The sequence below is a fragment of the Bradyrhizobium canariense genome (genome assembly GCF_019402665.1).
Taxonomy (GTDB): Bacteria; Pseudomonadota; Alphaproteobacteria; order Rhizobiales; family Xanthobacteraceae; genus Bradyrhizobium; species Bradyrhizobium canariense.
Genome location: NZ_VSST01000095.1, coordinates 1 through 23,156 on the forward strand (window position 1 = coordinate 1; position 23,156 = coordinate 23,156).

At 59.4% G+C, this 23,156-nt stretch carries 16 protein-coding genes and 5 pseudogenes; 16 read left to right on the top strand and 5 right to left on the bottom strand.

Features of this window, described 5'->3' with window-relative positions:
* Window positions 1-66: 66 nt before the first annotated feature.
* Window positions 67-628, top strand: a pseudogene (locus FXB41_RS42210) (transposase); the annotation flags it as partial.
* A gap of 86 nt (window positions 629-714) precedes the next feature.
* On the opposite strand, the gene FXB41_RS38185 reads toward FXB41_RS42210, so the two are convergent.
* Both FXB41_RS38185 and FXB41_RS38190 read right to left on the bottom strand, forming a co-directional pair.
* Window positions 715-4,047: a metallophosphoesterase gene (locus FXB41_RS38185; protein WP_219685455.1), complete on the bottom strand. Its 3,333-nt coding sequence runs from the start codon at window positions 4,045-4,047 to the stop codon at window positions 715-717.
* A gap of 1,086 nt (window positions 4,048-5,133) precedes the next feature.
* On the bottom strand, window positions 5,134-5,586 hold the full coding sequence (locus FXB41_RS38190; RefSeq protein ID WP_219685456.1) for a hypothetical protein: 453 nt from the start codon (window positions 5,584-5,586) through the stop codon (window positions 5,134-5,136).
* A gap of 244 nt (window positions 5,587-5,830) precedes the next feature.
* Here FXB41_RS38190 and FXB41_RS38195 point away from each other — a divergent pair, with 244 nt between their 5' ends.
* Entirely contained in the window at window positions 5,831-6,367 is a 537-nt protein-coding gene (locus FXB41_RS38195; protein ID WP_219685457.1) for a MarR family winged helix-turn-helix transcriptional regulator, read from the top strand.
* Window positions 6,368-6,645: 278 nt separating this feature from the next.
* On the opposite strand, the gene FXB41_RS38200 is transcribed toward FXB41_RS38195, so the two are convergent.
* Window positions 6,646-6,915: an avidin/streptavidin family protein gene (locus FXB41_RS38200; protein ID WP_246649537.1), complete on the bottom strand. Its 270-nt coding sequence runs from the start codon at window positions 6,913-6,915 to the stop codon at window positions 6,646-6,648.
* Window positions 6,916-7,757: 842 nt separating this feature from the next.
* Between FXB41_RS38200 and FXB41_RS38205 the strand changes: the two genes are divergently transcribed.
* The 9 genes and pseudogenes from FXB41_RS38205 (at window position 7,758) to FXB41_RS38245 (ending at window position 18,782) form a co-directional block, all read left to right on the top strand.
* Entirely contained in the window at window positions 7,758-8,024 is a 267-nt protein-coding gene (locus FXB41_RS38205; RefSeq protein WP_219685458.1) for a hypothetical protein, read from the top strand.
* 374 nt (window positions 8,025-8,398) lie between these two features.
* A complete protein-coding gene (locus FXB41_RS38210) occupies window positions 8,399-8,665 on the top strand; it encodes a DUF3551 domain-containing protein (RefSeq protein ID WP_219685459.1) in 267 nt (88 codons plus the stop codon).
* A gap of 897 nt (window positions 8,666-9,562) precedes the next feature.
* The gene (locus tag FXB41_RS38215) at window positions 9,563-9,745 is read left to right on the top strand and encodes a hypothetical protein (RefSeq protein ID WP_219685460.1); all 183 of its coding nucleotides are present in this window, start codon (window positions 9,563-9,565) and stop codon (window positions 9,743-9,745) included.
* A 141-nt stretch (window positions 9,746-9,886) separates the two neighbouring features.
* Window positions 9,887-10,857 (top strand): annotated as a pseudogene (locus tag FXB41_RS38220) (IS110 family RNA-guided transposase).
* Between the two features lie 708 nt (window positions 10,858-11,565).
* Window positions 11,566-11,991: pseudogene (locus FXB41_RS38225) on the top strand (ArdC-like ssDNA-binding domain-containing protein); the annotation flags it as partial.
* Window positions 11,966-14,995, top strand: a pseudogene (locus tag FXB41_RS38230) (strawberry notch family protein); the annotation flags it as partial. The pseudogenes FXB41_RS38225 and FXB41_RS38230, both read left to right, overlap by 26 nt.
* Window positions 14,995-16,056: pseudogene (locus tag FXB41_RS38235) on the top strand (DUF7146 domain-containing protein). The pseudogenes FXB41_RS38230 and FXB41_RS38235, both read left to right, overlap by 1 nt.
* Before the next feature lie 330 nt (window positions 16,057-16,386).
* Window positions 16,387-17,307, top strand: coding sequence for a DUF2493 domain-containing protein (locus FXB41_RS38240; protein ID WP_219685461.1), 921 nt, complete (start codon window positions 16,387-16,389; stop codon window positions 17,305-17,307).
* A gap of 1,154 nt (window positions 17,308-18,461) precedes the next feature.
* The gene (locus FXB41_RS38245) at window positions 18,462-18,782 is read left to right on the top strand and encodes a DUF736 domain-containing protein (protein ID WP_018454792.1); all 321 of its coding nucleotides are present in this window, start codon (window positions 18,462-18,464) and stop codon (window positions 18,780-18,782) included.
* Window positions 18,783-18,941: 159 nt separating this feature from the next.
* Here FXB41_RS38245 and FXB41_RS38250 read toward each other — a convergent pair whose 3' ends face one another.
* Complete coding sequence (locus FXB41_RS38250; protein ID WP_219685462.1) at window positions 18,942-19,223, bottom strand: helix-turn-helix domain-containing protein; 282 nt, start codon at window positions 19,221-19,223, stop codon at window positions 18,942-18,944.
* Between the two features lie 107 nt (window positions 19,224-19,330).
* Between FXB41_RS38250 and FXB41_RS38255 the strand changes: the two genes are divergently transcribed.
* The 5 genes from FXB41_RS38255 (at window position 19,331) to FXB41_RS38275 (ending at window position 21,837) form a co-directional block, all read left to right on the top strand.
* Window positions 19,331-19,609 (top strand): DNA -binding domain-containing protein, encoded by a 279-nt coding sequence (locus FXB41_RS38255; protein WP_219685463.1) that lies wholly within the window; start codon window positions 19,331-19,333, stop codon window positions 19,607-19,609.
* Window positions 19,610-19,825: 216 nt separating this feature from the next.
* Window positions 19,826-19,948 (top strand): transcriptional regulator domain-containing protein, encoded by a 123-nt coding sequence (locus tag FXB41_RS38260; protein WP_246649538.1) that lies wholly within the window; start codon window positions 19,826-19,828, stop codon window positions 19,946-19,948.
* Between the two features lie 55 nt (window positions 19,949-20,003).
* Complete coding sequence (locus tag FXB41_RS38265) at window positions 20,004-20,528, top strand: DUF2285 domain-containing protein (RefSeq protein WP_219685464.1); 525 nt, start codon at window positions 20,004-20,006, stop codon at window positions 20,526-20,528.
* A 124-nt stretch (window positions 20,529-20,652) separates the two neighbouring features.
* Window positions 20,653-20,931, top strand: coding sequence for a helix-turn-helix transcriptional regulator (locus FXB41_RS38270; RefSeq protein ID WP_219685465.1), 279 nt, complete (start codon window positions 20,653-20,655; stop codon window positions 20,929-20,931).
* Window positions 20,932-20,934: 3 nt separating this feature from the next.
* Window positions 20,935-21,837 (top strand): replication initiator protein A, encoded by a 903-nt coding sequence (locus FXB41_RS38275; RefSeq protein ID WP_219685466.1) that lies wholly within the window; start codon window positions 20,935-20,937, stop codon window positions 21,835-21,837.
* A 587-nt stretch (window positions 21,838-22,424) separates the two neighbouring features.
* Here FXB41_RS38275 and FXB41_RS38280 read toward each other — a convergent pair.
* Window positions 22,425-23,156 (bottom strand): IS110 family RNA-guided transposase (locus FXB41_RS38280; protein ID WP_219685467.1); only part of this gene is annotated, 732 nt, incomplete at its 5' end.

Sequence of the window (23,156 nt, forward strand, 5' to 3'; positions counted from 1 at the left end):
CCACACCATCACTTTTGATGCAGTTCGAGGGATGTCTGGCGTTTTGATTGGAGGAGAATCAGCGCCATGCAGCAAGCACTCCACCGCTCCGGTCTGGTGCTGCGTGGGTTTGTTGTAGAGAGTGCGTGCTACGAGGGCGTTGATGCCGTCATCACGGTCTGGGCGTCCGGAAGCGTCGGCCGGTGTCCATCGTGCGGGACGGCTTCCCGATGTGTCCACAGCCGCTATCGGCGCCGTGTGACCGATCTGCCGCTTTCGGGGCGGGTCGTGAAGCGCGTGGTCCGACGCCGTCACCGTCCGCCGGCTGATCCGCCTCAAGGTTATCGAGATCGATGATTGGGCCTGGCGTCGCAATCACCGATACGCCCAGCATCATCTGCAACCTAGAAAGGCGTCGGGTTGTCACCCCGCTGCCGGATCGTGAGCCCGCGGCCGCCCGAGCCTGGCTCGCTGCGCATCCCACGATCGCGATCGTCGCCCGCGATCGTGGGGCGGATATGGCGAAGCGGCAGCCAAAGCCCTGCCGCACGCGGTGCTAGTCGCCGACCGCTGGCATCTGATGGAGAACGCCAGTCGGGCCTTCCTTGACGCCGTCCGCAAATCGATGCGCCAGATTAGCACCGTCATCCTCGGTGAGCAGCGGATGGCACTCGTGATCAAGCGCAACCTGTTCGTTAAGGGTGACTTTGATACTGCGCTTGCCGCGTCCTAGCCTCATTTGGTCCTAGTCGGCCCGGTCGACAAGGTGTCAGACTGGCGCTCTTCTGCGACACGGCCAACCAAGAGGTGGCTTACCCGCACCAAGTAGTAAGCCACTTCTTTGCTAAGACTGACCACTCGCTTCGAAACGGTATCTCCAACGATCGCAGCTAATTTCTCCAGATACGTTGCTTCAGTTTGGTCGAGGCCCTGCAGGCGCCAGTGGAGAGAGCTATGTCGGAAAAGGAGGAGAAGATTTGCCTTGTCATTCTTCTCGCGAAATGCCGCCCAGAGCACGTCATGAGCTCTGTCCAACAGCTTCGGAAACCGCTCATTGTAGACAAAGTGATACACGGTGATGAGATTACTTAGCTCCCGTTGAGTTAGGCGGTCACCTTGCCTCAAAGAGTTCTCCGCCATCTCAATAACGGCTCGAGCTTTGTTGTAATAGTCTTCTTTGTTTCCCTTCGACGCCAAGACTGGGCGCAGAATCTCTGTAATTCGAAGCGGGTCATGCTGCTTCTGAGCCCGGTGAAGCGCGATGTTGTTCGCTACGACAATTGCGTTTCTTTTACGGCAAATCGCTTCCAGTTGCGCTAGCTTCTCCTCTTGCTTGGGATCGTCTCTTTGATACTCGAGCAATATGGACTTTGCCTGCAAGGCGGAAAATGAGTTGCGATCCAGGCGCAAAATTTCCTTTGCAACTTTCTCGGCTTCTTCTCGATCACGCATTGCTTGGTAGACCAACGCGAGGTTCAATAGAAGGCTCTCCTTTTTATCAGACGAAAAATCGAAATCTCGGATTTCTTCGATAACTTGCTTCGATTTCTCGTGATAGCCGCACATTCTCAGCGCGCGTGCATATGTATGCTTGATCAGGGCTGCCTTTTCTTGGTGGTCATCAGGGTTAACAATCGCCAGCACGTCCTCGCAAAAAGTGACGATGCTTTGGTAGTGATCGCCTTTAAAGAGTGCGGTGAGATGTGAGACCATTAGGCCAAGAACGCGCTCGGTCATCTCGCCGTCTGAAGCGGTCACGCTTTCTCGATACAGCCGCATAATGATGACGTTTGCATTTGCAAGATCAGACGTGTTGCAATGCGGATTGTTGAAACGATAAGCGGGCGGAGGCCGATAGCTGCCAGATGACCAATCTGCGCCGAAGTACAACTCGGCCGCTCTCCTATCAAGAAAGAAAGCATCGTCTACTGAGAGGGCCTGTCTTACCGCTTCGCGAACCAGTCGGGGCACGATTAAAATTCGTGGAGACGAATCCTCTCCCGAAGTATTTAGATGCTGCACGGTGACGCTCTCTAGGAGCCCTTGATCCTTAAGAGCGGTGGCATGTGGAGGAAAGAACGGCTTCGCGGAATAAAAGTGTTTGATTCTAGCAAGGCTTTCACCCTGCGGAAAGAGCGAGAGTACTTTCAGCAAGCCAAAGGCTCGTGAGGCGCTTTCATCCTCAGAGGAGGCCAGTCTTAATATCACTGACGCTAACGTTTCAGGGATCTCCGCGGCAACGAGATCTCTCGATACTTCCGCATCGGAGTTTACCAGGTCTGATAGGGAAACTACTTGGAGCTCTTTCAGAGCTCGATCTACCCGCGCGGGAACGCCATCAGTATGCATATGGAGACGATGGACAGCCTCAGCTGACAGGTAAGCATCGTCTCCAAGCTCATGATCTGAAATGTATGCGGCGAGATCTGCCTTGTCCAAGGCGGACAAGTGCACGTGAGGCAATCGAGCTCCGATTGGACCTATTCGAGAACGAAGAACAATATTGAGCTGCGGGCAGTATTCGAGCAGCACCGATACGATACCTTCAATCTCAACAACGCGCTCTTGGTCGGAGGGCACGTCATCTAAAACCAGCCCGCACTCGCCGACCTCGGCGAGCATTTGACAAAGCCGCTCAAAGGTACAGTTGAGCTGTCGAACGATGGAATCGAAGAACCCCAGCCGGGAGACGTAATCGGAAAGATCCAATCGATACGTGATCTGGAAACGAGAAGAGGGGAGGTGTTTGATTGCAGCAGCGAGAAATCCGTCGCTGCCCATCCCCCATTCAGATGCGATCCAGCATGCCTGCTCTTCCGCCAAGCCCTCGACCAGACGTCGCTGTTCGACGCGACGAACATTTGCATGGCTCGATTGATGTGGAAAATGGAAGAGGATTTCTTGTAGGGTCTCCTTTAGTTGCTGGCGCGGTATGCTCGCGAGAGACGGGTCTTCGGCAATTATCTGGATCGCATCGCTGTCGGCATGCAAATCCGCAAGCGGGATGACGTAAGCATTGTCTTGTTCCAGAGGGAACGAGACGTCTGGGTTAAACCTTGAGCTCCCATCCTGGAGTGGGTACAGCCTTCGTGGCCACGCCTTCAACGATCGTTTGCGCTCCAAGTTCTGATAGCTGACGAGGCAATAGCCGTGGATCCGTTCAATCGAATGGTTGCCAGCGATGTATCTCAGACCACATGTAGAGGCCCCTTGGAGAAGAACGCGAGCGCGTGAGCCAGCAAATGAGGTTGATACCGACGACGGCTCATGCATGTGCCCAAATAAATCTACGTCAAATCGGCCTGGCGGAGCTATCTCGCTGTTCCATGATAAAAGGCTTTTGCTATGCAACCAGTCAGTTGGATGGTGATAAACTAGGAGATTGAGTTCGTTTTGCTTGGTCCATGCACCGGGATCTCCTCCTGTCACCGCTAGGAGCTGGCGAACATCGACATGGAGTTCCCCCTGGTAGTCTGCACCATCGATTTGTAACCAGGTCGAATTAAGTCCGACAAACCCAACTTTGACGCCATTAATATCGAGCATGATCGATTGATCGCCGGCGAGAATGCCATCGGTTCCTCTCAAGAGAAAATCGTTGGCGCGGGTGAAGCGTTCAAGCCATGCCGAATAAGGTGCAAAGGTCCCGCTGATTGCTTGTCGGTACTCGTTGTCGGTGCTCGCGAAAAACTCAGCTTGCACTTCCGCATCGTCCCACCAACGCTTTAAAGTCCTATACTGCGAGCTCATCGTTGGGCGGCTAACATCATGGTTGCCTGGGATGACCAACAACTTGGGTCTAAAGCCGAGCTTTTCGAAATGCGACCAAAGATCCGTGACAATGCTATCCAGACGATTGAACTCCTCCGGGCTTCCACGTTGTGTCAGGTCTCCGGAGAAAACCACGACGTTCCAGTCGCCAGAGGTTCGATGCAAGAGAGTTAGATCGTTGTAGAAAAGCTCCTTTAGGCGCGGCCACATCCAATCCTGGTCCTTCATGCCCACGTGAAGGTCGGTCAGATGGAGCCACGAGAAGGTTCCGTGCTGCGTCTTATTGTGGCCGATCATGTTTCATACTCGTTCGAGATGCTGCTCGCACTTAGTAGGCTAGGCACGTTGAGAACGGAAGAACGTTGCAGCGGGGGGCATATGCATCTATCGATTAGGAGGTGCGCGACTTCCGTTGCGCCTCTACCCCCTATCGACCTACGGCGCGGCCGTTAGGCTGCTGCCGTCTTTGACACGATGGCGCGAACAGTCTGTGGTGAGCCCACAACAGTTTCGGGGTACCCTCAGGGTGTGCGACGACAACGCGGTTGCACACTCCGGCCCGATCAAAACGGTCCGAAGTTACAGCTTCGGGGCAGTTCTCTTATGCAGGCGACTCAGCCCTAAAGACGAGAGTTCACTGAATCGATCAACCCTTTTCTGGCTGACACCAGATTTATTCTACTTGATTCGGTCATTGCCGACTGTTCGCAGATGATCCTCAACGCCGGCCTAAGCTCGGCCACGATCTCTTCGCTTCAAGGGCTGTGCTATGCGCCGGCCTGCCTGGCAGTCCAAAGCATTTGCAACTGCAGTGCCCCTGCAGGCCGATCAGAAATCTTGTGCATGCTTCGCTCTGACAATTAGCCCGGACGGGCTTGGCAATCGGCTGCAAATCAGGGAAGCTGTCCGTGGGTAAGGGCTCTTTTGAGCCCTCCCGCTCGAAAGTGAGCCCCTGATCGTCAGAGATCGTCTTGAACTCTGCTCGCAAAAATCCTTGGATCAATGAACGGCCAAAGCCCGAGAGATCCTCGTAGACCATGCGGTACAGATGACCGCCTTTTTGGGTAGGCTTCAGCGAGATCACCGCACGGACGGAAAGGCCGCCGGCTCGTCATCGGCGCGCTTTGGGATCCTGGCCTTTCCGGTCTTGAAATTCGTGAAACCTGGATCGGCCTTGTCTCGATCCCCAAGACAAAACAACAGCGCGATCGCCGGGCGCCATTCGAGAGCTTGATCTCCTTCAGAGCCAAAAGCCTGATGACGCGCCGTTCGTATTCAATCACCTGGAAGCAAAGATCGCTCGCCTGCCTTTTCTTTAGGTAAGGAATGAACTCAGCCAACGATAGTGCCGGCGTGTCTGATGGATGAGGTGTCATGGCAAGATCAAAAAACAAGATGAATCGTTGATTGCCGCGTAACATTGTGCCCCCATTGTACTTTCCGGGAACATTGTGCACCGAACGACAGAATCAACAGAATTGGTTGATCCATCAATAGTTGATCGTTCTTTTGAGCGGACTGAGTAAACCTGCCTGTATTGCGCGGCGTGCTTGTTGAGGAGCGCAGGTCACATCTCACGCCCTGCCGGCCAGCCGTCGGCGCGTGCTTGCCTGAAAATCGGCCTGGTGTTCCCCTGCCACACACACGACATGAAACGGCGCGATCACGCTTGAATTCGGCGTTCGGAGGATCGTTTTCGATGAATTCCGCCGCATTGACTGTGCAAAGTTCGGTTGTTGTAGAGCAGCAGAGGTGCGCCGCTTCAGAAAGATGTTTGCCCGGCGCCGGATCCGAGAACCGGTCTTCCCGCAGCTGTAGCCCGAGCGTATCTGACATGTGACACACGACGATCAAGGTCTTTTTTGAACGTACATGTTGGCCAGTCATTGTGAGAGCCGTACGTTGGCAGTAGCGCCGACATGTAGGGCGGGGCTCGCTCGCAGGCACCTACTTCGGACCACGTCTGTCGGAAGGGGGCGCGTGAGGCTTGAACAGGATCAGCCAGGCAATTGTCCCTTTCTCCAGCCTTGTCAGCGCGAACGAGCTTTGAGTATGGTCCTAACATTCGGCGGCACCGCATTTGGCTAAGCAAGCGATTCAGGGCGGGAATGGCTCTGCTGAGAGTCAGGAACTGGTGCGACGATTAACGCTGGAGATCAGAACTCTCAACGTCTGTCTGGAAGATTTTCTTCACGTCCGAGCCGAGGCACTTGGTATTACTGGAACACAATTGGCGATATTGATGGCGTTGACAGACTTAGGCAAGAATGGGGGGGCCCCGGCCGGCGTCCTTGCAAAACTGATGAAAGTCGATCCATCCTTCATCACGCTACATTCCAAGGCGCTGGAGAAACTCGGATTTATACGGCGTAAACCCGGTATCAGGGATGCTCGGGTGGTCCAGCTGTCTCTGACGGACAAAGCTCGTAAGCGTCTCGCGAACATCGCTGCGCAACAGCAGGAAGTGGATCAGATCGTTTTCGGTGAGCTCGGCAATGAGGAATTGACAAGGCTGTCGAGCCGCCTTGCAGCGTTGAGGAAGCGGCTGGAGAGCGCACGCCTGAAAGCCGAACTGGAAAGCGGCGCGGTGTCTGCTCGAGGGTGGGGCCGACGCTAACGGAGGCGCTTCGGATGATCCGCGGTTGCATGAGCGCGAGGCGCTGCATGCCCTCATGTCATGCATATCCAGGCTTGCGAAAGACATTCACGCGGCTCAGGCCAGCGACTCGCGAGTGCAATGTTAGGACCCTGGATCACGACTCTGCAACGGGAGCTACCATACGCGCTTGAATATATCTGCGCCCTTCAACTTGCTCGGTTTGCCGTGCGTATCAACGTAGAACAGCGTCCATGACGCAGCCATTTGAGAGCCGGTGAGTCTTGCGACCCAGCGAGTCAAGGAATTGCATTGGGCGAACGTAACCACAAAATACAAGCCGTTTGACCAACAGCTCCCGATGCAGGATATGGAATGCCCTGGCAGGCGAATCCCTGAGCATGATTTGTGAATGTTCCTTGTATTGCCCCGCTGCTGGCCGACCAAATAAAAAGTTCCGAACCCCGTTCGTTTTTCCAGTATGAGGGAGCAGGAAGCCCCTGCGCTAAGACCTCGCCCGAAAGAAAGAGAAATTGAGCGATAAGCAGGAAAACCAGAAGTTTCTTCATATGGCATTCCCAAAGAGGTCGCTTGAACGTTGCAAAACGGTTCTTGTGCTTAGCTGATACGGCGGCGTTTTTTCCAGCTAGAAACATTCTTGGACTGCCCCCTACAACGTGTTCCCAGTAATTCCATGTCGATTGCAGCAAACCTTTAGTTGAGGTCGAGGCGAGTCTCTCTGGTCGGACCTTTACGTTTATTCCTACCTTACGTTCGGCGTCGAGATGCGGCCTATATGCGCCAAATTGCGCCGGATGCCGGCGAAGTCGGGTGTTCGAGGGCCCGCCGCGCCTGTGATGCCGTCAGATGCCCGTCTATTTCCAGCCAAGGCTCGCTCCTCTCGTCCACGTCGTCTGCCGGATGCGGAGACCAAAGGCAGTTGCCCAGACCCGGATTGAGTTGAGCAACCCATTCTGAAGGATCGGATTCCACTCATCGCGATTAGCCGCACAGCGAGGCGCGTCCGCCGTGTGAAACACGGCTAACGGACGCCGACTCAAATCTCTCCTTGGAAATGACGTTGTGCCTGCACCGGCAATTGTAGGCATCGCGGCGACAGATACTCGATCGTCGCCGACCTGAATGAGGCCGAGATGGGTTAAGCTTCCTAATCTGTAGAGCTAGAAAACCACGCGTTTCGAGCCTATTATCGCGGCACCGGGGCTGGACTACATATATTCACGATAGCATTTTCAACCCGGAAGGCCGCCGGCGAGATTGTCAGCGGCCTTTTCAGCGCTAAGCGGATAGGGATGGGCCGGCCTAGATGCGATCGGCCTATCTTTCATAGTCGCAGCTTGGTTATGACGGATTGGCCCGCCCGTGTGGCGGGTGCCACACGGGGGCGTTAATGCATGATTGGAAGAGCGAACTCGAGGCCCTGCTCGCTGAAACGATGGAGTTTACCAAATCGCTGAAAATCGAGCGGTCGACGCCTGAGGTGAGAAAGGTGGTTGAGCCGCATGAGCTCAGCTTTCCGGACTATGGCGGCAGCGAGCGCGATGAGATCAGGAAGCGGGTCGAGAGCTTCAAAGTACATCAAGAGCGATTCATGCGCGAGCGCGAGCAACATGCCGAGTCGCTGCTGCGTCGGATCAGGCCGATCACAACGCCCTAGGAGAGCTCAAAGTCGCTGAATCTTCCTAGGCAGCGCCAGCTCCGCTCGAGTCGCTCATCTCGATTGATGCGTGCTCTAACGGCCGGGATATTTCAGCGTTCGAGATAACCGCACCTAGAGATGGCGCACCCCGAACCGATAAATTGCAATCTCAGATTGATTATTTCAGTACGGTTTTTGCTACCCTGACGCGTGAATACTGCGCTGCTTTTGAAGAAGCCGCTGGAATCCTGCTCAAACCGCGGAGCCTCTGACGATCAGAGTTCTTTCGAACGCCATCGGACAAGCGGTCCACCAAAAGCTTGTGGCATTGACCAAAACTAAAAACATCACATCTCGAGTCTCATCGAAGACCTGACGGAGGCTACAGTCTGATGCGCAACCTTCTCTCTCTTGGTGTGCTTGCACTTCCGATCCTTGCCGGCTTTGGATCACCTTCGCTGGCCGCTTCGCGTGGGCATTCGTACATTCCACCGGCTCGGCAGGACGTTTATTGCTCGCAGGGACGTACCTGGGGATATCCGGGCAATTGCCAATTCTCGACCTATGACCAGTGCATGGCCACGGCCTCCGGTACCTTGGCCTATTGCGGGGTGAATCCAACCTACGCATTCCAGCGACAAGGACAGCAATTTCGCTGATGCGTGATCCGCAAGGGTCATCGAGATATCATCATCATAGAAGTGGATCCGCCGGCTCGCGGCTTAAGTCTTGGGCTTCTGCCCGGTTGACATGCCGCTCGTATACGGTCGCGCTCTCGGTTGCACCGGGACGCAAGCCAGCAATGATGGGGCGAATGGCTTATCGGCCTCACATAGCATCTGTTGCTGGCCAGAGTGGGCAGGTTCTTCCAGCCAGGCCTTGACGCGACAGGCGCATGGAAGGATTCCTAGAGGCCTCAGTTCGGTTTGCGTGAAGCGTCCCGCCATCTGCTCGAGGAGCGCCAAAGTTTGTCTGCCGCGGCGATGGTGGCGGTGATCCAGACTAAAAACCTGCTGTTGCCTTGTTTTGTTATTCATTCGCCTGGAGGCGGGAATGAGCAGTCCGATGTCCGCGATCGTGCTCTATGCCATTGCTGTGGAAGCCCCTCACGGGTTGCGGCGAGCGGACATTTTTTGTCCATTGGGTTCTGCCCCGACCAGTCGCGTCCAGTCACTCAGGACCTGCTGACAGGACGACTCGGCGCGCTAATCCTCCTGCTTCCGGCGTTTTTTGCCGCGGAGGCGGGGCATTATGGGATGACCTGAGTCACGGCCTCGTCACTGTCCTCTTGCCGGTCTATGGACTTAGGACGAGGATATGGGGCCGCTGAACAGCTGAAATTTTGAAGGAAGTTTTTCAACCCGGCTCTGCCGAACGGCCTGCGGCGGCTGAAAGAGGCAAGGCATGCTTCGCGTCCAGGTTCAGGTGTCGAGGGTCTCATCGAAATCCATCACGTGCAATGGCCGGTCCGCGCTGCTTAGGCAGATGACGCTAGCGTGGTTCGGGCGACTCACGGTATCCAGCATTCCGATGACTTACCGCATAATGGGAATAAAATGGTTGCAGCCACCCGTGAATTACCGGCCTCTGGTTACGCCCTTGAAGTGGACGGTCGGCTCAAGGCCGAGTTTGCGACCAGAGATGGTGCCAAGGCGGGCGGAGAAGAACTGAAGAAGCGTTTTCCTATGCTTCAGATCAGGATCTATGACGCGCAGACCAATGCACGCGAGGAAATCTAGATCTTACGAGTAGCGGTCTCTTCCGCGTGCGCGCGTGCGGCTGACGCCGCATCGGGCTCTCGTGTTGGGGTGGACGGCCCCCTTCCGCCACACTGCGTGGCAAGATTAGGTCGTCGCTGACCTCACACGAAGGAGCCGCCTGTGGAAACGATTGTTCGCATCGGTTTGGATACGTCAAAGAGTGTATTTCAGTTGCATGGCGTTGATGGGACCGAGCAGCCGGTTTTACGGCGTAAATTGAGGCGCGGGCAGGTTTTGGAATTCTTCAGGCATTTGCCGCCCGCGCTTGTGGCTCTGGAGGCCTGCGGGGCATCGCACTATTGGGCGCGGGAGTTGCAATCGCTCGGGCATGAAGTGGCGATGATCCCGCCGCAATATGTCAAACCGTATGTGCAGCGCGGGAAATCCGACGCTGCGGACGCGGAGGCGATTTGCGAGGCAGCAAGCCGGCCAAAATTGCGCAAGAATTTTGTGCCTATCAAAAGCCCCGAACAGCAGGGCGCACAGATGCTCGCGCGCGTACGCAATCAGTTCATTGGTAGGCGGACCCAGCTCGCCAATTCGATCCGCGGCTAAGCCGCGGAATTCGGTTTTACCGCGCCCAAGGGGCTTTCGAGGCTTCAGCAGCTGCTGATCGACATTCGGGCTGACGCGACAGTCCCCGACTTGGCGAAGGAGTTAGTGGAAGCTTTGGCAACAGAATTGGCGCGCATCGGTGACCAGATCGCCAAGCTCGATAAGAAGCTCATGCAACTCCACCGGAGTAACGAGATGAGCCGGCGACTGGCGGCTATTCCGGGCGTTGGTCCGATCGGTGCGACGTTGCTATCGATCAAGGTCGTGGATGCGCGCGGGTTCAAGTCGGCGTGATCACCCGTGCCGGGGACGGCATGTTGCGAACCGTTTTGGTGGCTGGCGCGACAGCTGTGATCGCAGATATACGACGACGCGAGAGCTACTCCTGGCCGTGGCTGAAAGACATGATCGCACGCAAGCCACCGAAGCTGGTGGCCATAGCGTTGGCGAACAAGCTGGCGCGGATCGCCTGGAAACTGATGGTTAGCGGCGAGCAGTACCGACCTGCAAGCAGCATCATGCCGATGCCGACATAGACTTGAACGAAATGCAGAGCTTGGCGCCAGACCGTCGGGTTTGATGCTGGGAGCGGAACTTGCAGGACAGGAAGAGGTGGTACGTTCGGCGCAAGCCGGTCAGTGAAATGCTCCGCTCGGTTTACCGGCAGCAAATGCCGCTCTCGTGTTTGGATCTCACTGTCCGCGAAGCCCATCTTGGCCGGTGGTCGCAAGACCGAAAAAAGGCCGGACATATGAGCGCAAGCGATCCGAGCATGCTGCCAGAGCCAATCCTTGCAAGTCGGGGGCCGTCCACATATGAACCGAGCCGCTTTGCGTCTCGGCCGTGCGGCGTCGATCCCTCGCGCAAAGCGACGCAGAGCTCCTCGCCGGGGGCACTCGGAAAAGGGGCTCGCCCCGGCGACCGCTATCACTGTCCCGTTCCCGGGTGCCGCTATTGAACCGGTCTAGTCGCTGCACTCGGACCCGCGTGCCCCTTTGGGTCGCTATGCTCACGCTCTCCGGGTGCCATTTCCGTGGAGGCGATGCGCCCTGGCGCACGCCTGGTCGGGCCTGCGGCCGTGGGTAGCTCAATGTAATCCCCATGAAGATCCCATGGAAGGGTGACTGCGTCGCAGCTTTCGCATTCTCTCGGGGAGGGGCGAGAGTCAGAGTGTAGGCCGGGTTTGCCGTGACGGGTTGCCATCTGCGAGAGAGGCTCGTAGTCCCCCGTCGCGGAGACCCGCGATGTCCAAACGTTATCCTCGGGCGCGCTCCGGTGAGGACCGGACAAGCCTTTATGACGACATCACCAACAAGATCATCGCCGAGTTGGAGGCTGGCCGAGTGCCGTGGGTGCAGCCTTGGGGCACCGCGGCTGCGAACGGGCCACTGGCCTTGCCGAAGAGTGCGGCGTCCGGCCGCCAATACAGCGGTATAAACATTTTAATTCTATGGGGTGCCGCGACCGAACACGGATTTACCGGGCAGAGCTGGCTTACCTTCCGCCAGGCACTGTCGCTCGGTGGTCATGTCCGCAGCGGCGAGCGCGGCACCACCGTCGTCTATGCCGACCTCTTTGTGCCGGCCGACGAAAAGCGCCGCGCACATGAGACCGGCGAGGAGGCACAAGCTGTGCCGCTCCTCAAGCGCTTCACGGTTTTCGGTCGCGCCGCCGAAGCCGTCCTATCGGCCACTTCTGCCTGCCGACTTCGTGGCGGACGGCATCCTGTCCGACGCCCAGCTCGAGAGCGTCGTCTATGCCGGCGAAGCGCATCGCGAGTTCCTTGCGGGCTCCTGGACGGTGGATGCGACCTTTGATGTTGTGGCGGCTGCACGCGATGATGCAGAAAATGCCGTTCGTTTTCGCCGCGGCTGGTTTTTGGGCGACGGCACCGGCGCGGGCAAGGGGCGGCAGGTCGCCGGCATCCTGCTCGATAACTGGTTCAAGGGGCGGCGCCGTGCCGAAGACGCGCAGCGCGACTGGTCCGCGCTCGGCATGGAGCGGTTGTTGGTGACGCCGTTGTCATGTTTCCGGCAGGGCACACCGATCCGGCTCGCGGAAGGCGTCCTATTTACCACCTACGCCACGCTGCGCACCGACGAGCGCGGCGAAAAGCTTTCGCGCGTGCGGCAGATCGTCGAATGGTTGGGCTCCGACTTCGACGGAGTGATCGTCTTCGACGAGAGCCACGCGATGCAGAAAGCGGCAGGCCAGAGGGGCGAGCGCGGCGACCAGGCGGCCTCCCAACAGGGGCGTGCGGGGCTCAGGCTCCAGCATGCGTTGCCGAATGCCCGCGTCGTCTATGTCTCCGCGACCGGTGCCACGACGGTCCACAATCGCGCCTACGCCCAGCGGTTGGGCCTGTGGGGAGGCTCCGATTTCCCGTTCGCTACCCGCGCTGAGTTCGTCGAGGCGATCGAGGAGGGCGGCGTCGCGGCGATGGAGGTGCTGGCGCGAGACCTCAAGGCGCTCGGTCTCTACGCGGCCCGCTCGCTCTCTTACGAGGGCGTCGCGTACGAGCTCATCGAGCACCGGCTCACGCCGGAGCAGGTTCGCATCTACGACGCCTACGCCGGCGCGTTTAGCGTCATCCATAACAATCTCGATGCCGCGATGCGGGCCGCCAACATCACCGGCGAGACCGGCACGTTGGATGGCCAGGCAAAATCGGCCGCGCGATCCGCCTTCGAAAGCGCCAAGCAGCGCTTTTTTGGCCACCTCCTGACGTCGATGAAGACGCCGTCGCTAATCCACTCGATCGAACGAGATCTTGACGCCGGCCATGCCGCCGTCATCCAGATCGTCTCGACCGGCGAGGCGCTGATGGAGCGCCGGCTCGCCGATATCCCAACGGAGGACTGGGGCGACGTCCAGGTCGACATCACCCCGCGCGAGTATGTTCTCGACTATCTCGCCCATTCCTTCCCGGTCCAGCTCTACGAGCCCTTCACCGACCAGGAAGGCAATCTCTGTTCGCGGCCTGTCTACCGTGACGGACAGCGTGTCGAAAGCCGGGACGCGGTCGCCCGCCGCGATCGCCTCATCGAGAAGCTTGCCTCGCTGCCGCCGGTACCTGGAGCGCTGGATCAGGCCATCCAGCGTTTCGGCAGCGACATGGTCGCCGAAGTGACCGGCCGCTCCCGCCGCATCGTTCGCAAGGGCGACCGGCTGGTCGTCGAGAACCGTCCGGGTTCGGCTAACCTCGCCGAGACCTCGGCCTTCATGGACGACCTCAAACGGATCCTCGTGTTCTCCGACGCGGGCGGCACCGGGAGGAGCTACCATGCCGAGCTGTCGGCGCGGAATCGCCGCTTGCGGGTCCACTATCTGCTCGAGCCCGGCTGGAAGGCCGACGCCGCGATCCAGGGCCTTGGCCGCACCAACCGGACCAACCAGGCGCAGCCGCCGCTGTTTCGCCCCATCGCGACCGATGTAAAGACTGAAAAGCGCTTCTTGAGTACCATTGCCCGCCGGCTCGACACATTGGGCGCCATCACGCGCGGCCAGCGCCAGACCGGAGGGCAGGGCCTGTTCCGGCCCGAGGACAATCTGGAAAGCCAGTACGGGCGTGACGCATTGCGTCAGCTCTATGCGCTACTGGCGCGCGGCAAGGTCGACGACTGTTCGCTCGGGAGGTTCGAGGATGCCACCGGCCTGAAGCTGACCGATGCCAACGGGCTCAGGGATGACCTACCGCCGATCACGACTTTCCTGAACAGGCTGCTGGCGCTCACGATCGATCTTCAGAATATCCTGTTCACCGTCTTCGAGCAGCTATTGACGGCTCGGATCGAGGGCGCGGTCGCCTCGGGCAACTATGACATCGGCCTGGAAACGCTCCGCGCCGAAAGCCTTGTCGTCACCGACCGGCGCACGATTTACGTTCATCCCGGCACCGGTGCCGAAACCCGGCTTCTCGCGATCACGCAGCGCCAGCGTAATCATCCACTGAGCTTGGATGATGCTCTTGGTCGTCTTTCCGATCGTAGCGCCGTCCGACTGATCAATGATTGCTCGGGACGAGCGGCGGTGCAAGTCCCAGCCCCGAGCTTCATGCTTGACGACGGCGAGATCGAACGGCGCGTCCGCCTGATCCGGCCGATGGAGCAGCACGGCATCTCCCTCAGCATGATGGCAGAAGGCCATTGGGTCGAAGGTGACCGCGAACGCTTCGCCGCGGCTTGGCTTGCGGGGCTAGCCGAGATCCCAGAGTTCAAGGAAAGCACCATGCATGTCATGACCGGCTTGCTGCTGCCGATTTGGAAGCGGCTGCCGAATGAGTCGACCCGCGTCTATCGGCTGCAGACCGACGCGGGCGAGCGGATCATCGGCCGCAAGGCTTCGGCGACCTGGGTCGCGAATATCCTTGCGGCGGACGCGCCGGTGTTGACGCCGGACGTTGCCTTTGCCGCGCTCATAGAGGGGCGGACCGTCCTGGAGCTTGCGGAGGGGCTCCAGCTTCGCCGCGCCCGGGTAATGGGTGCGCACCGCATCGAATTGTCGGGCTTCAATGATACGATGCGGGATCGCTTGCGAGCCTACGGCCTCTTTAGCGAGATCATCTCCTGGAAGCTGCGCATGTTCGTGCCGACGGACGCAAGCGGCGTCGAAATCCTGTCGAAGGTGCTCGACCAGTATCCCGTCGCGCGCATCAGCGAGCGGGAGGCCGCGTGATGTCCCGCGGTGTCTCTGAGCTGGCACGCCGCCTCGCGCGGGAGGCGGAGGCGGTGTGCCGACACTATCTCTCCAATGGTAAGCGGGCGGGACGTTATTGGGTTGTTGGCGACGTGCACAATACGCCGGGCCGCTCGCTATTTGTGCGGCTCCAAGACTCGCCGAAGGGGCCGGCGGGCAAATGAACCGATGCCGCAACCGGCGAACATGGCGATCTCCTCGACATCATTCGCGAAAGTCTGGGCTTGCGAGACTTTCGTCGCGTCGCCGAGGAGGCGAGGCGCTTTCTCAAGCTCCCTCGTTCTGAGCAGCAACCCGCACCGAGACCTGTTCCCTCAGTCGCACCGCCCGGATCGCGGCAAGCCGCCCGTCGGCTCTTTGCGATATCCTGCCCGATCGAGGGGACCATAGCCGAGGCATATTTGCGGCGCCGCGGTATAACCCGCATCCACCATGGTGGCAGCCTGCGCTTCCACCCACGTTGCTACTATCGGCCAGACGACGATTTGCCGACCGAAACCTGGCCGGCGATGATCGCCCGCGTCACGGACCTCCATGGTCGGATCACTGGCGTGCACCGGACCTGGCTCGATCCGGATGGCTTCGATCGCGTTCGGCTAGGCAAGGCCCCGATCGATACGCCACGACGCGCCATGGGCGACCTGCTCGGCAATGCCGTTCGATTGGGCGTGGTGGATGACGTGCTCGCTGCCGGCGAGGGTATCGAGACCATGCTTTCGTTGCGGGACGTGCTACCGACGATGCCGATGGCGGCTGCGCTTTCGGCTAATCACCTTTCGGCAATGTTGCTGCCCTCGAGCCTGCGCCGGCTCTATATCGCCCGCGACTCTGATGCCGCCGGCGATACGGTGCAGGCTATTCTCACCCATCGCGCAGAAGACGCCGGCATTGAAGCGATCCCGCTATCGCCGCGGCTGGGCGACTTCAACGAAGATCTGCATATCTTCGGTCCCGAGGCCCTCCAAGCAGCCCTACGGTTTCAGCTTGCGCCAGAGGACGTCGTTCGCTTCCTGCATTCGTCTAGGGCGGCCGCGCAATAGCTCCCGCTCTTCCATCGACGTTGATAGGCCGGTCATAAGCGAGGCCAATACCGGAAGAGAGCGCGACCTCGGCCTTCTAGAGGGCGATCGGACGGCAAGCGGCACGCGCCGACAATGGCTGCGTCCGGCTATTTTCCGCAGCGCGCCGGCGATGGGAAGCCACATGAGCAATCCGAGAGGCGCGCTTTGCATCGCGAAGCAAAATAGCCGGTCTCCGCCATCCTTCGCTGTCGCTTCGGCCCTTCGGGTTCTGGCCCGTTCCGCCTGCCGTCAGAGGATCGCCACGAAGGCCGCGATGGTCGCGGCCGATCCGGCAGAGGACCTCTTCTCATGACCGACCATGACATCGATTCGCCGCATGCCTCTTCCCCGATTGACCACGTCCTGACCGAAATGCAGCTGTTCGGCTACCGTCCCTTCGACGACCAGCCCGATCCGAGACCGCTACCGGAAGGCAAGATCATCACCGGCGCTGTCGCCGATATTTTTGACGCCCTGGTTGCCACCTTGAACGACACGCGGATTGAACCGGACCTTGACGACCTGCTTTGGTCGACCGTCAACCTCTTCCATCGTGCCGTCGACCGCGTCGAACGCCAACTCGATGACAATGAACAAGCGCAGCATAAGAGCCAGCGCGAGCAGAACGGCTCGGAAGTGCGATCGGTCGAACTCGAGCGCCTGACGGCCGAAGGCATCTCACTGATCGAGCGCCGCAATTGCCTGGAGCTCTTCCGGGATCAGGCCATCGAACGATTTGAGGTCCACTCCGGCTCGGCCTGGCGTCCTCGGTCGGGATCATTGGTCAATCACCGAACGCTCACCGCGGCAATGATCGACTCCCGTGACTTCATCTCAGCAAAACGCCGCGCCGAGACTGAGGTCATGTTGCCGCCGGGGCCGAAGATCGCACTCACTGGCGGGCTCGATTTTAACGACCATCGTCTGATCTGGGATCGGCTGGACAAGGTTCATGCCAAGCATCCCGACCTGGTCCTCCTCCATGGCGGCTCCCCGAAAGGCGCTGAACTGATCGCTGCGAAATGGGCGACCAATCGCAAGGTGCCACAGATCGCCTTCAAGCCCGATTGGACGAAGCACGCCAAGGCGGCGCCGTTCAAGCGCAACGATGCACTGCTCGAGCTTCTGCCGATCGGCGTCATGCATTTCCCGGGCACGGGAATTCAGGACAATCTCGCCGACAAGGCGAAACGGCTCGGCATTCCAGTCTGGAAGTTCGGCGGCGCATGAGCGCCGTCGCCTCGAGGACGCCGAGGTGGAGTTGCATGCCGCAACTCCGCCTCGTTTCGTTTTTAAATCCAAAACTGCGCCGTGGTGGTGGTGGAAGGCGCGATTGATAAATCCATGCACATGGAGCCACTACCATGCTCGCCATTGGGCTTGTTCTCAACACACTCGGTGTCGGTTTGTTTTACTGGGCGATCTTTGCGCTCGCGGTGTACGCTTTCCCGTTTTTCGTCGCACTCAGTGTCGCGATGTTGACATTTCGGGATGGCTCGGGCGTCTTCAGCGCACTGCTTATCGGAATTGGTTCTGGCGCGCTGACGCTTGGCGCTGGTCAGGTCGCCGTCGCCGCTAGTCGGTCTTTGACCTCGCAACTGCCTTCGCCGTGCCTGCGGCAATCGCTGGCTATCATGTGGTGTTTGCGCTGTCGCAGATCTGGGTGCCTTCGCTGGCTTGGCGCGAGCCCTCGCTTGCCTAGGTGCGGTTTGCATCGGCGGCACGGCATGGACGCGTTTGACCGTTTTCGTGGAGACCCGCCCGTTGGAGTCGGCGGGGTGGTGGAGAATATGCCTCAACCAGCTCTCACAGCCGCCGCGCACGAGCGGTGAGGCTTCCTCACCGTCATCGATCGAGCAAGACCGCACGGTGCCTCACGTTGATCGAGGGGGCGTCAAGCTTGAGCGAGAGGCAGCCGCACTTCTCCTCGGAGCGCTTTAAGGATGCCCTAGCGATCTCTGTCTGATCCACATAGCTGCTGTGGGTCGGCGCGCTGCGCTCGATCGTTCCTTCCGCGATGATACCGCCCTTTGCGGCAGATTGTTTCTCTTTCTGCGCTGAACCGTAACAACCTCTTGTGCAACTCAACCGAGATTCGCCAAGTCTTCTCCCGAGATTGCGGTTCAGCACGCGGACCACGTGGCCTCTTTGATGGCTTGATCTGGCCGAAGACCGGCTTCGCCTCGATCGTCTGAGCCGCAACGCCCTTGATGCGACTTTCTTCCCCTGGGCTTCGCCCATTCCTCGCGAGACAAGAAAGTCGCCACAACGGCGTCCTCCGCTGCGCTTCGGCCCACGCGGGTGCGTCGCCGATCGTTCTCGGCCTGCAGATCGCCATCGAGGCCGCGGTGGTCGCGGGCTCGAAACACAACAGGAGAAGTGACATGGCTAACATCGGTTCCTTCAAGAAGGTCGGCAACGATTTCCAGGGCGAGATCGTCACCCTGAGCCTGCAAGCCAAGGGCGTCCGTATCGTCGCCGAGACCAACCGCTCAAACGACAACGCTCCCAGCCACCGCATCTACGTGGGCCGGGCGGAGATCGGCGCAGCTTGGTCGAAGCGCTCCGAAGAGGGCCGCGATTACCTCTCGCTCAAGCTCGACGACCCCTCGTTCAACGCGCCGATCTACGCGAACCTGTTCGATGACGAGGGCGGCGAGGGCTACACCCTGCTCTGGTCGCGGCCGCGCAAGAACGGCGAGTAAGGCTCATTATCGCCCCGCCCGACGACCTCGGGCGGGGCTCTCTCTTAGAGAAACGCCGACTGAGCAAAGCTGCAGCTTGACCGGCTTGGTCAGTTGATTTTCGAGTTTAAGACACGCACTTACGTGGCGCTTGTCCACGCGGCTTGAACTCGCCCAAAGTTATTGCTTCTTGGAACGTAGACGCGCTGACTTGCGACCCTTAGGCAATGTCTTGGGTGTCGCCGCTCCCTTGGGTGGCTGAACAAAGAACTCAGATAAATGAACACCCAGCGTCTCGGCGAGTCGGTCGAGAAGATCAATTGTCGGATTCTCAGATTGCCGCTCAAGGCCGCTCATGTATGAACGGTCAATCCCGGCGTCGTAGGCCAGTTGCTCTTGCGGAATACCGCGATCCACGCGGATCCGGCGCACATTCCAGGCCACGAGCGCACGAGCTTTCATGCGCTCAAACAGCCATTAGGCAGACCATCAAACCACTGGCTATAACCGAACTATTTTGGTAAGTTTCGCTTACAATCCAGATTGGCGAAGTGCGCGCATAAGCCTACATGACGAACCCACCGTTAGATCCCGATGTCGCGGATGTCGCGCCGCATGAGCCGGTGCTGACGACCTATGACGAGCAGCATCTGGTAACGTATTGGCGACTTCTTGATGCCGAGACTGACGGCGCCGATTGGAAAGAAGTGGCTCGGATCGTGTTGCACATCGATCCGGATCGCGAACCGGCTCGCGCCCGCTATGCGTTTGATAGTCATTTGGCGCGAGCAAAATGGATGGCAGACCACGGCTACCGCGACTTGCTTCGCGGCGGCGCGCTTAAATAGCAAAATCTGTCATGAAGAATTCGCGCTCGAGAACAGATTTCCCCGCTGACGCGTGATCGCCTGCAGGCATCACGCAATGCATAATTGGTGACTTCCCCGACAATCCCAAGCTTCATAAACATTGCGCCGCAATCGACTTACCGCAGGGGATCAGCAATGTCCGAGTTCGACTGGCGCTCACCGGAGGCGTATCAGCACGCTATCAAGTCGGGCGAGATGGCGGATTTCGCCTGGGAGTCACTGCGGCGGAGCCCCAACTATCGAGCCTCGTATCGTGAAAATCGATCGCAGATGACCTCCGAATTCCGAAGGAGATGGGGCGTCTGCTTTCGCTCATGACCCTCAGGGGTCCTTTTACCAGCAGACAATCTTCTGGGCACCTGAGGCGTTGCCGATGGTGGTGCCGCTCGTTCGCAGCACGTCCGGCTCAAAAGCGGTCGGGGCGAGGCTACGGCTTACCGACCTTTCATCGGGCACCATCAGACAGGCATCTGACGGCTGGCATGCCGTATTGCGCATCCAAGGGGCACAACACCATCTCTGGCTGAAAGAGGCGCCGCAGTTTGGTGTCACTTATGCTGCCGAACTACCGCTCGATGCGGACTTTGAGATCCGCGCCCATGCCTCACATCGGCTGTGGCGCGCAATCAAGGGCCGCCGGCCGGGACCTCCCCTTCATCAGCTTTCCGCGCAGCGGCGCGAACGACTCGTCTTGGTGCTGCGAGCGCTCGATGGACGCATGGAAGGTGCTTCCTATCGCGTCATTGCCGAGGCGCTGTTCGGCCGAAAACGCATCCCTGAGCGCGCCTGGAAAACCCACGAATTGCGCAGCCGGACCATCCGCCTGGTGCAGGCTGGCTTGGCTCTGATGCGCGGCGGCTATCGCGCATTGCTACGTCCCTCATCTCGCAAGGAGTAGAGCAGGGATGCCGAAAATGGTCGCTCCATCTTCGGCATCCCCCTAAGCACTCCTACTGCTCCATCGTGGCCGTCGACGCGCGGCCCGAGCCGGCCGCGCTCCAGACGACCACGGAGCCTCGCAAATGCCCGATCCGAACGCCGGCCTGCCGCCGCGATACCTGCGCACGCCCGAAGCGGCGCGCTTTCTCGGCCTCTCCGGTCGAACCCTAGAAAAGCACCGCACCTATGGGACAGGCCCGACCTACCGCAAGCTCGGCGGTCGCGTTGTGTATGCCCTCGAGGACCTGAAGGCGTGGGTTGACCGCGGCGCCAAAACGTCCACCAGCGATCCCGGCACAGGCACGGTCCTGCCCGCGAAACGGCACACACCCGTTCCGTATGTCGGCAAGGAGCGGCGCTGACCCATGCCGGACAGCAACTCCACTGCAAGCAGGAGACGGCGATCAGAGCGCGACCAACTCGATCTGTTTCGTGCGCTTCCTGGCGATCTGGCGCCACGGGACGCACAAGACCTGATGGCGTATCCGTTCTTTTCGTTGGCAAAGTCGAAGCGGATTGTTCCCATCGATTTCCGCGCAGGCCCCATCACCATTCGTGTCGAAGCCGTGCCGGAACATGGCATGGCGACGATCTGGGACGCGGACGTTCTGATCTGGGCTGCCTCGCAGATTGTCGGAGCCCGTGATGCCGGCCTGAAAACGTCCCGGCTGATGGCAGCGACCCCTTACGAGATCCTGACCTTCGTCGGCCGCGGCACCAGCGTGCGCGACTATGACCGCCTGAAGGCTGCGCTCGACCGGCTGCAATCGACCACTGTGATGACATCGATCCGGCAGCCGAGCGAAGGGCGGCGGCATCGCTTCTCCTGGATCAACGAATGGAAAGAGACAGCCGATCTGCACGGGCATGCCCGTGGAATCGAGCTGATCCTGCCCGATTGGTTCTACACCGGCGTTCTCGATGAAGCGCTCGTGCTGACGATTGACCGCGCCTATTTCGGCCTGACCGGTGGATTGGAGCGCTGGCTCTATCGGCTCGTCCGCAAGCACGGCGGCCGTCAGCATGGCGGTTGGAGCTTCGATCTCGTGCACTTGCATGCGAAGTCCGGGAGCCTGTCGCTGCTTAAACACTTTGCCTACGACCTGCGTCAGATCGTCCGTCGTCAGACATTGCCGGGCTATCGGTTCATCATCACGCGTGATCCGAATGGCGAAGAGCGATTGAATTTCGCACCAGTCCCAATCGGCCCGTTGAGCAAGCGACTGCGCAAGCGTGGCCTCGTCCTTCCTGCTGGGGATAAGCTGTGAATTCGCTCGTGCTATCAGGGACCAGAACCCTCGTGCCATCGGGGACGCGATGCTCGTGCTATCGAGGACCGGAATCAGAGCTAAGGCTCTGCGGTGCCAAGACTTCCTGCTCCCGTAACTTTACTAACATACTGACACTAACTTCTTGTTGTGAATCAGTACGTTGTGAACAAGTCGGCGGCGCGTGCAGCGAGCATGCCTCATGCACTCACTCTCTCACGCGCAAAACTCTTCTGCAATGCGAATCTGTTCTCCAATCTGCGCGCGCGAACGCGATCGCGCGCAAATCTTCGCGATCGCTGGCGTCGACATCATTGCCAGGCGCGCGTCACGTCCTTTTGCAGCCACTCGCTCGTCGAGGAGAACTCGCTAACATCCGTGGTTGGCACGATGGCCACCACAAGCCGGAATCTGAGGAAAGGGCGGTCAGGCTAACCAGCGCCGTGCTTGATGGCTTCAAACCTCGTCATGAAGCCGCCGGCAAGAAAAGTTGCGATCTCACCCAGATCCCCGTCTCCTCGGGAGACGCCGCTCCGCCGTGGCGGAAGGAAAAGGCGCGCGTGGAAGCGGCCGGGTCGCGGAGGCCCTTACACCGCCGCAGCGACCCGGCCGCGCTTGCCGCCGGCGCCAAACCGGAAGGTGGTGCCATCGATCCAGATCTTGTGCAGCAGCACGGCGAGCGCCCGCGCCACCGCGGTTGCCGCGCGCTTCAGACCCTTCTTCCTGGCCAGCCGCAGGCCCCAGAGCCGCAGCTTGAAGGTCTTCGGAATGCGCGTCAGGATTGCGATCGCAGCCTCGTACAGCATCGCCCGCGTCAGCTCGTCGCCGCATTTGGAGATGCTGCCGATCCGGTCGGTCTGGCCGGATTGATAGCGCCGCGGCGTCAGTCCGAAATGGGCGCCGACATTGGTCGACTTTTTGAATCGCGACGGATCGTCGACGGTGGCGCGGAATGTCAGCGCCACCAGCGCGCCGACGCCCGGCACCGTCATCATCCGCCGCACCACCTCGTCACCGCGTGCGGCCGCCAGCACCAGGCGGTGCAGTTTTGCCAACTGCAGCCGCATGGCGTTGCGGGCGTCCAGCAGCGGCACGACGATCGCTTCCAATTCCTTCTTCCCGGCCAGGAGATCGCGCACCCGCGCCTCAAAACGGCCGACCGAGATCTCGCCAACCTTGAGGCCGAACGGGCGCAACAGGCCGCGGATCATGTTCTCCATGTCCAGCACCTTGCCGAGCAAAGCCTTGCGCCCGACCAGCAGCGCCCGCAACGTCTGTGCGCTCTCCGACTTGACGTGAACCGCGCGGAACCAGCCGGT

Bases quoted from the DNA above. Each gene is read 5' to 3' on its own strand.
- FXB41_RS38185 (WP_219685455.1), bottom strand. From the start codon at position 4,047: ATGATCGGCCACAATAAGACGCAGCACGGAACCTTCTCGTGGCTCCAT.
- FXB41_RS38190 (WP_219685456.1), bottom strand. From the start codon at position 5,586: ATGTCAGATACGCTCGGGCTACAGCTGCGGGAAGACCGGTTCTCGGAT.
- FXB41_RS38200 (WP_246649537.1), bottom strand. From the start codon at position 6,915: ATGAAGAAACTTCTGGTTTTCCTGCTTATCGCTCAATTTCTCTTTCTT.
- FXB41_RS38205 (WP_219685458.1), top strand. From the start codon at position 7,758: ATGCATGATTGGAAGAGCGAACTCGAGGCCCTGCTCGCTGAAACGATG.
- FXB41_RS38210 (WP_219685459.1), top strand. From the start codon at position 8,399: ATGCGCAACCTTCTCTCTCTTGGTGTGCTTGCACTTCCGATCCTTGCC.
- FXB41_RS38215 (WP_219685460.1), top strand. From the start codon at position 9,563: ATGGTTGCAGCCACCCGTGAATTACCGGCCTCTGGTTACGCCCTTGAA.
- FXB41_RS38240 (WP_219685461.1), top strand. From the start codon at position 16,387: ATGACCGACCATGACATCGATTCGCCGCATGCCTCTTCCCCGATTGAC.
- FXB41_RS38245 (WP_018454792.1), top strand. From the start codon at position 18,462: ATGGCTAACATCGGTTCCTTCAAGAAGGTCGGCAACGATTTCCAGGGC.
- FXB41_RS38250 (WP_219685462.1), bottom strand. From the start codon at position 19,223: ATGAAAGCTCGTGCGCTCGTGGCCTGGAATGTGCGCCGGATCCGCGTG.
- FXB41_RS38255 (WP_219685463.1), top strand. From the start codon at position 19,331: ATGACGAACCCACCGTTAGATCCCGATGTCGCGGATGTCGCGCCGCAT.
- FXB41_RS38260 (WP_246649538.1), top strand. From the start codon at position 19,826: ATGGCGGATTTCGCCTGGGAGTCACTGCGGCGGAGCCCCAACTATCGA.
- FXB41_RS38265 (WP_219685464.1), top strand. From the start codon at position 20,004: ATGGTGGTGCCGCTCGTTCGCAGCACGTCCGGCTCAAAAGCGGTCGGG.
- FXB41_RS38270 (WP_219685465.1), top strand. From the start codon at position 20,653: ATGCCCGATCCGAACGCCGGCCTGCCGCCGCGATACCTGCGCACGCCC.
- FXB41_RS38275 (WP_219685466.1), top strand. From the start codon at position 20,935: ATGCCGGACAGCAACTCCACTGCAAGCAGGAGACGGCGATCAGAGCGC.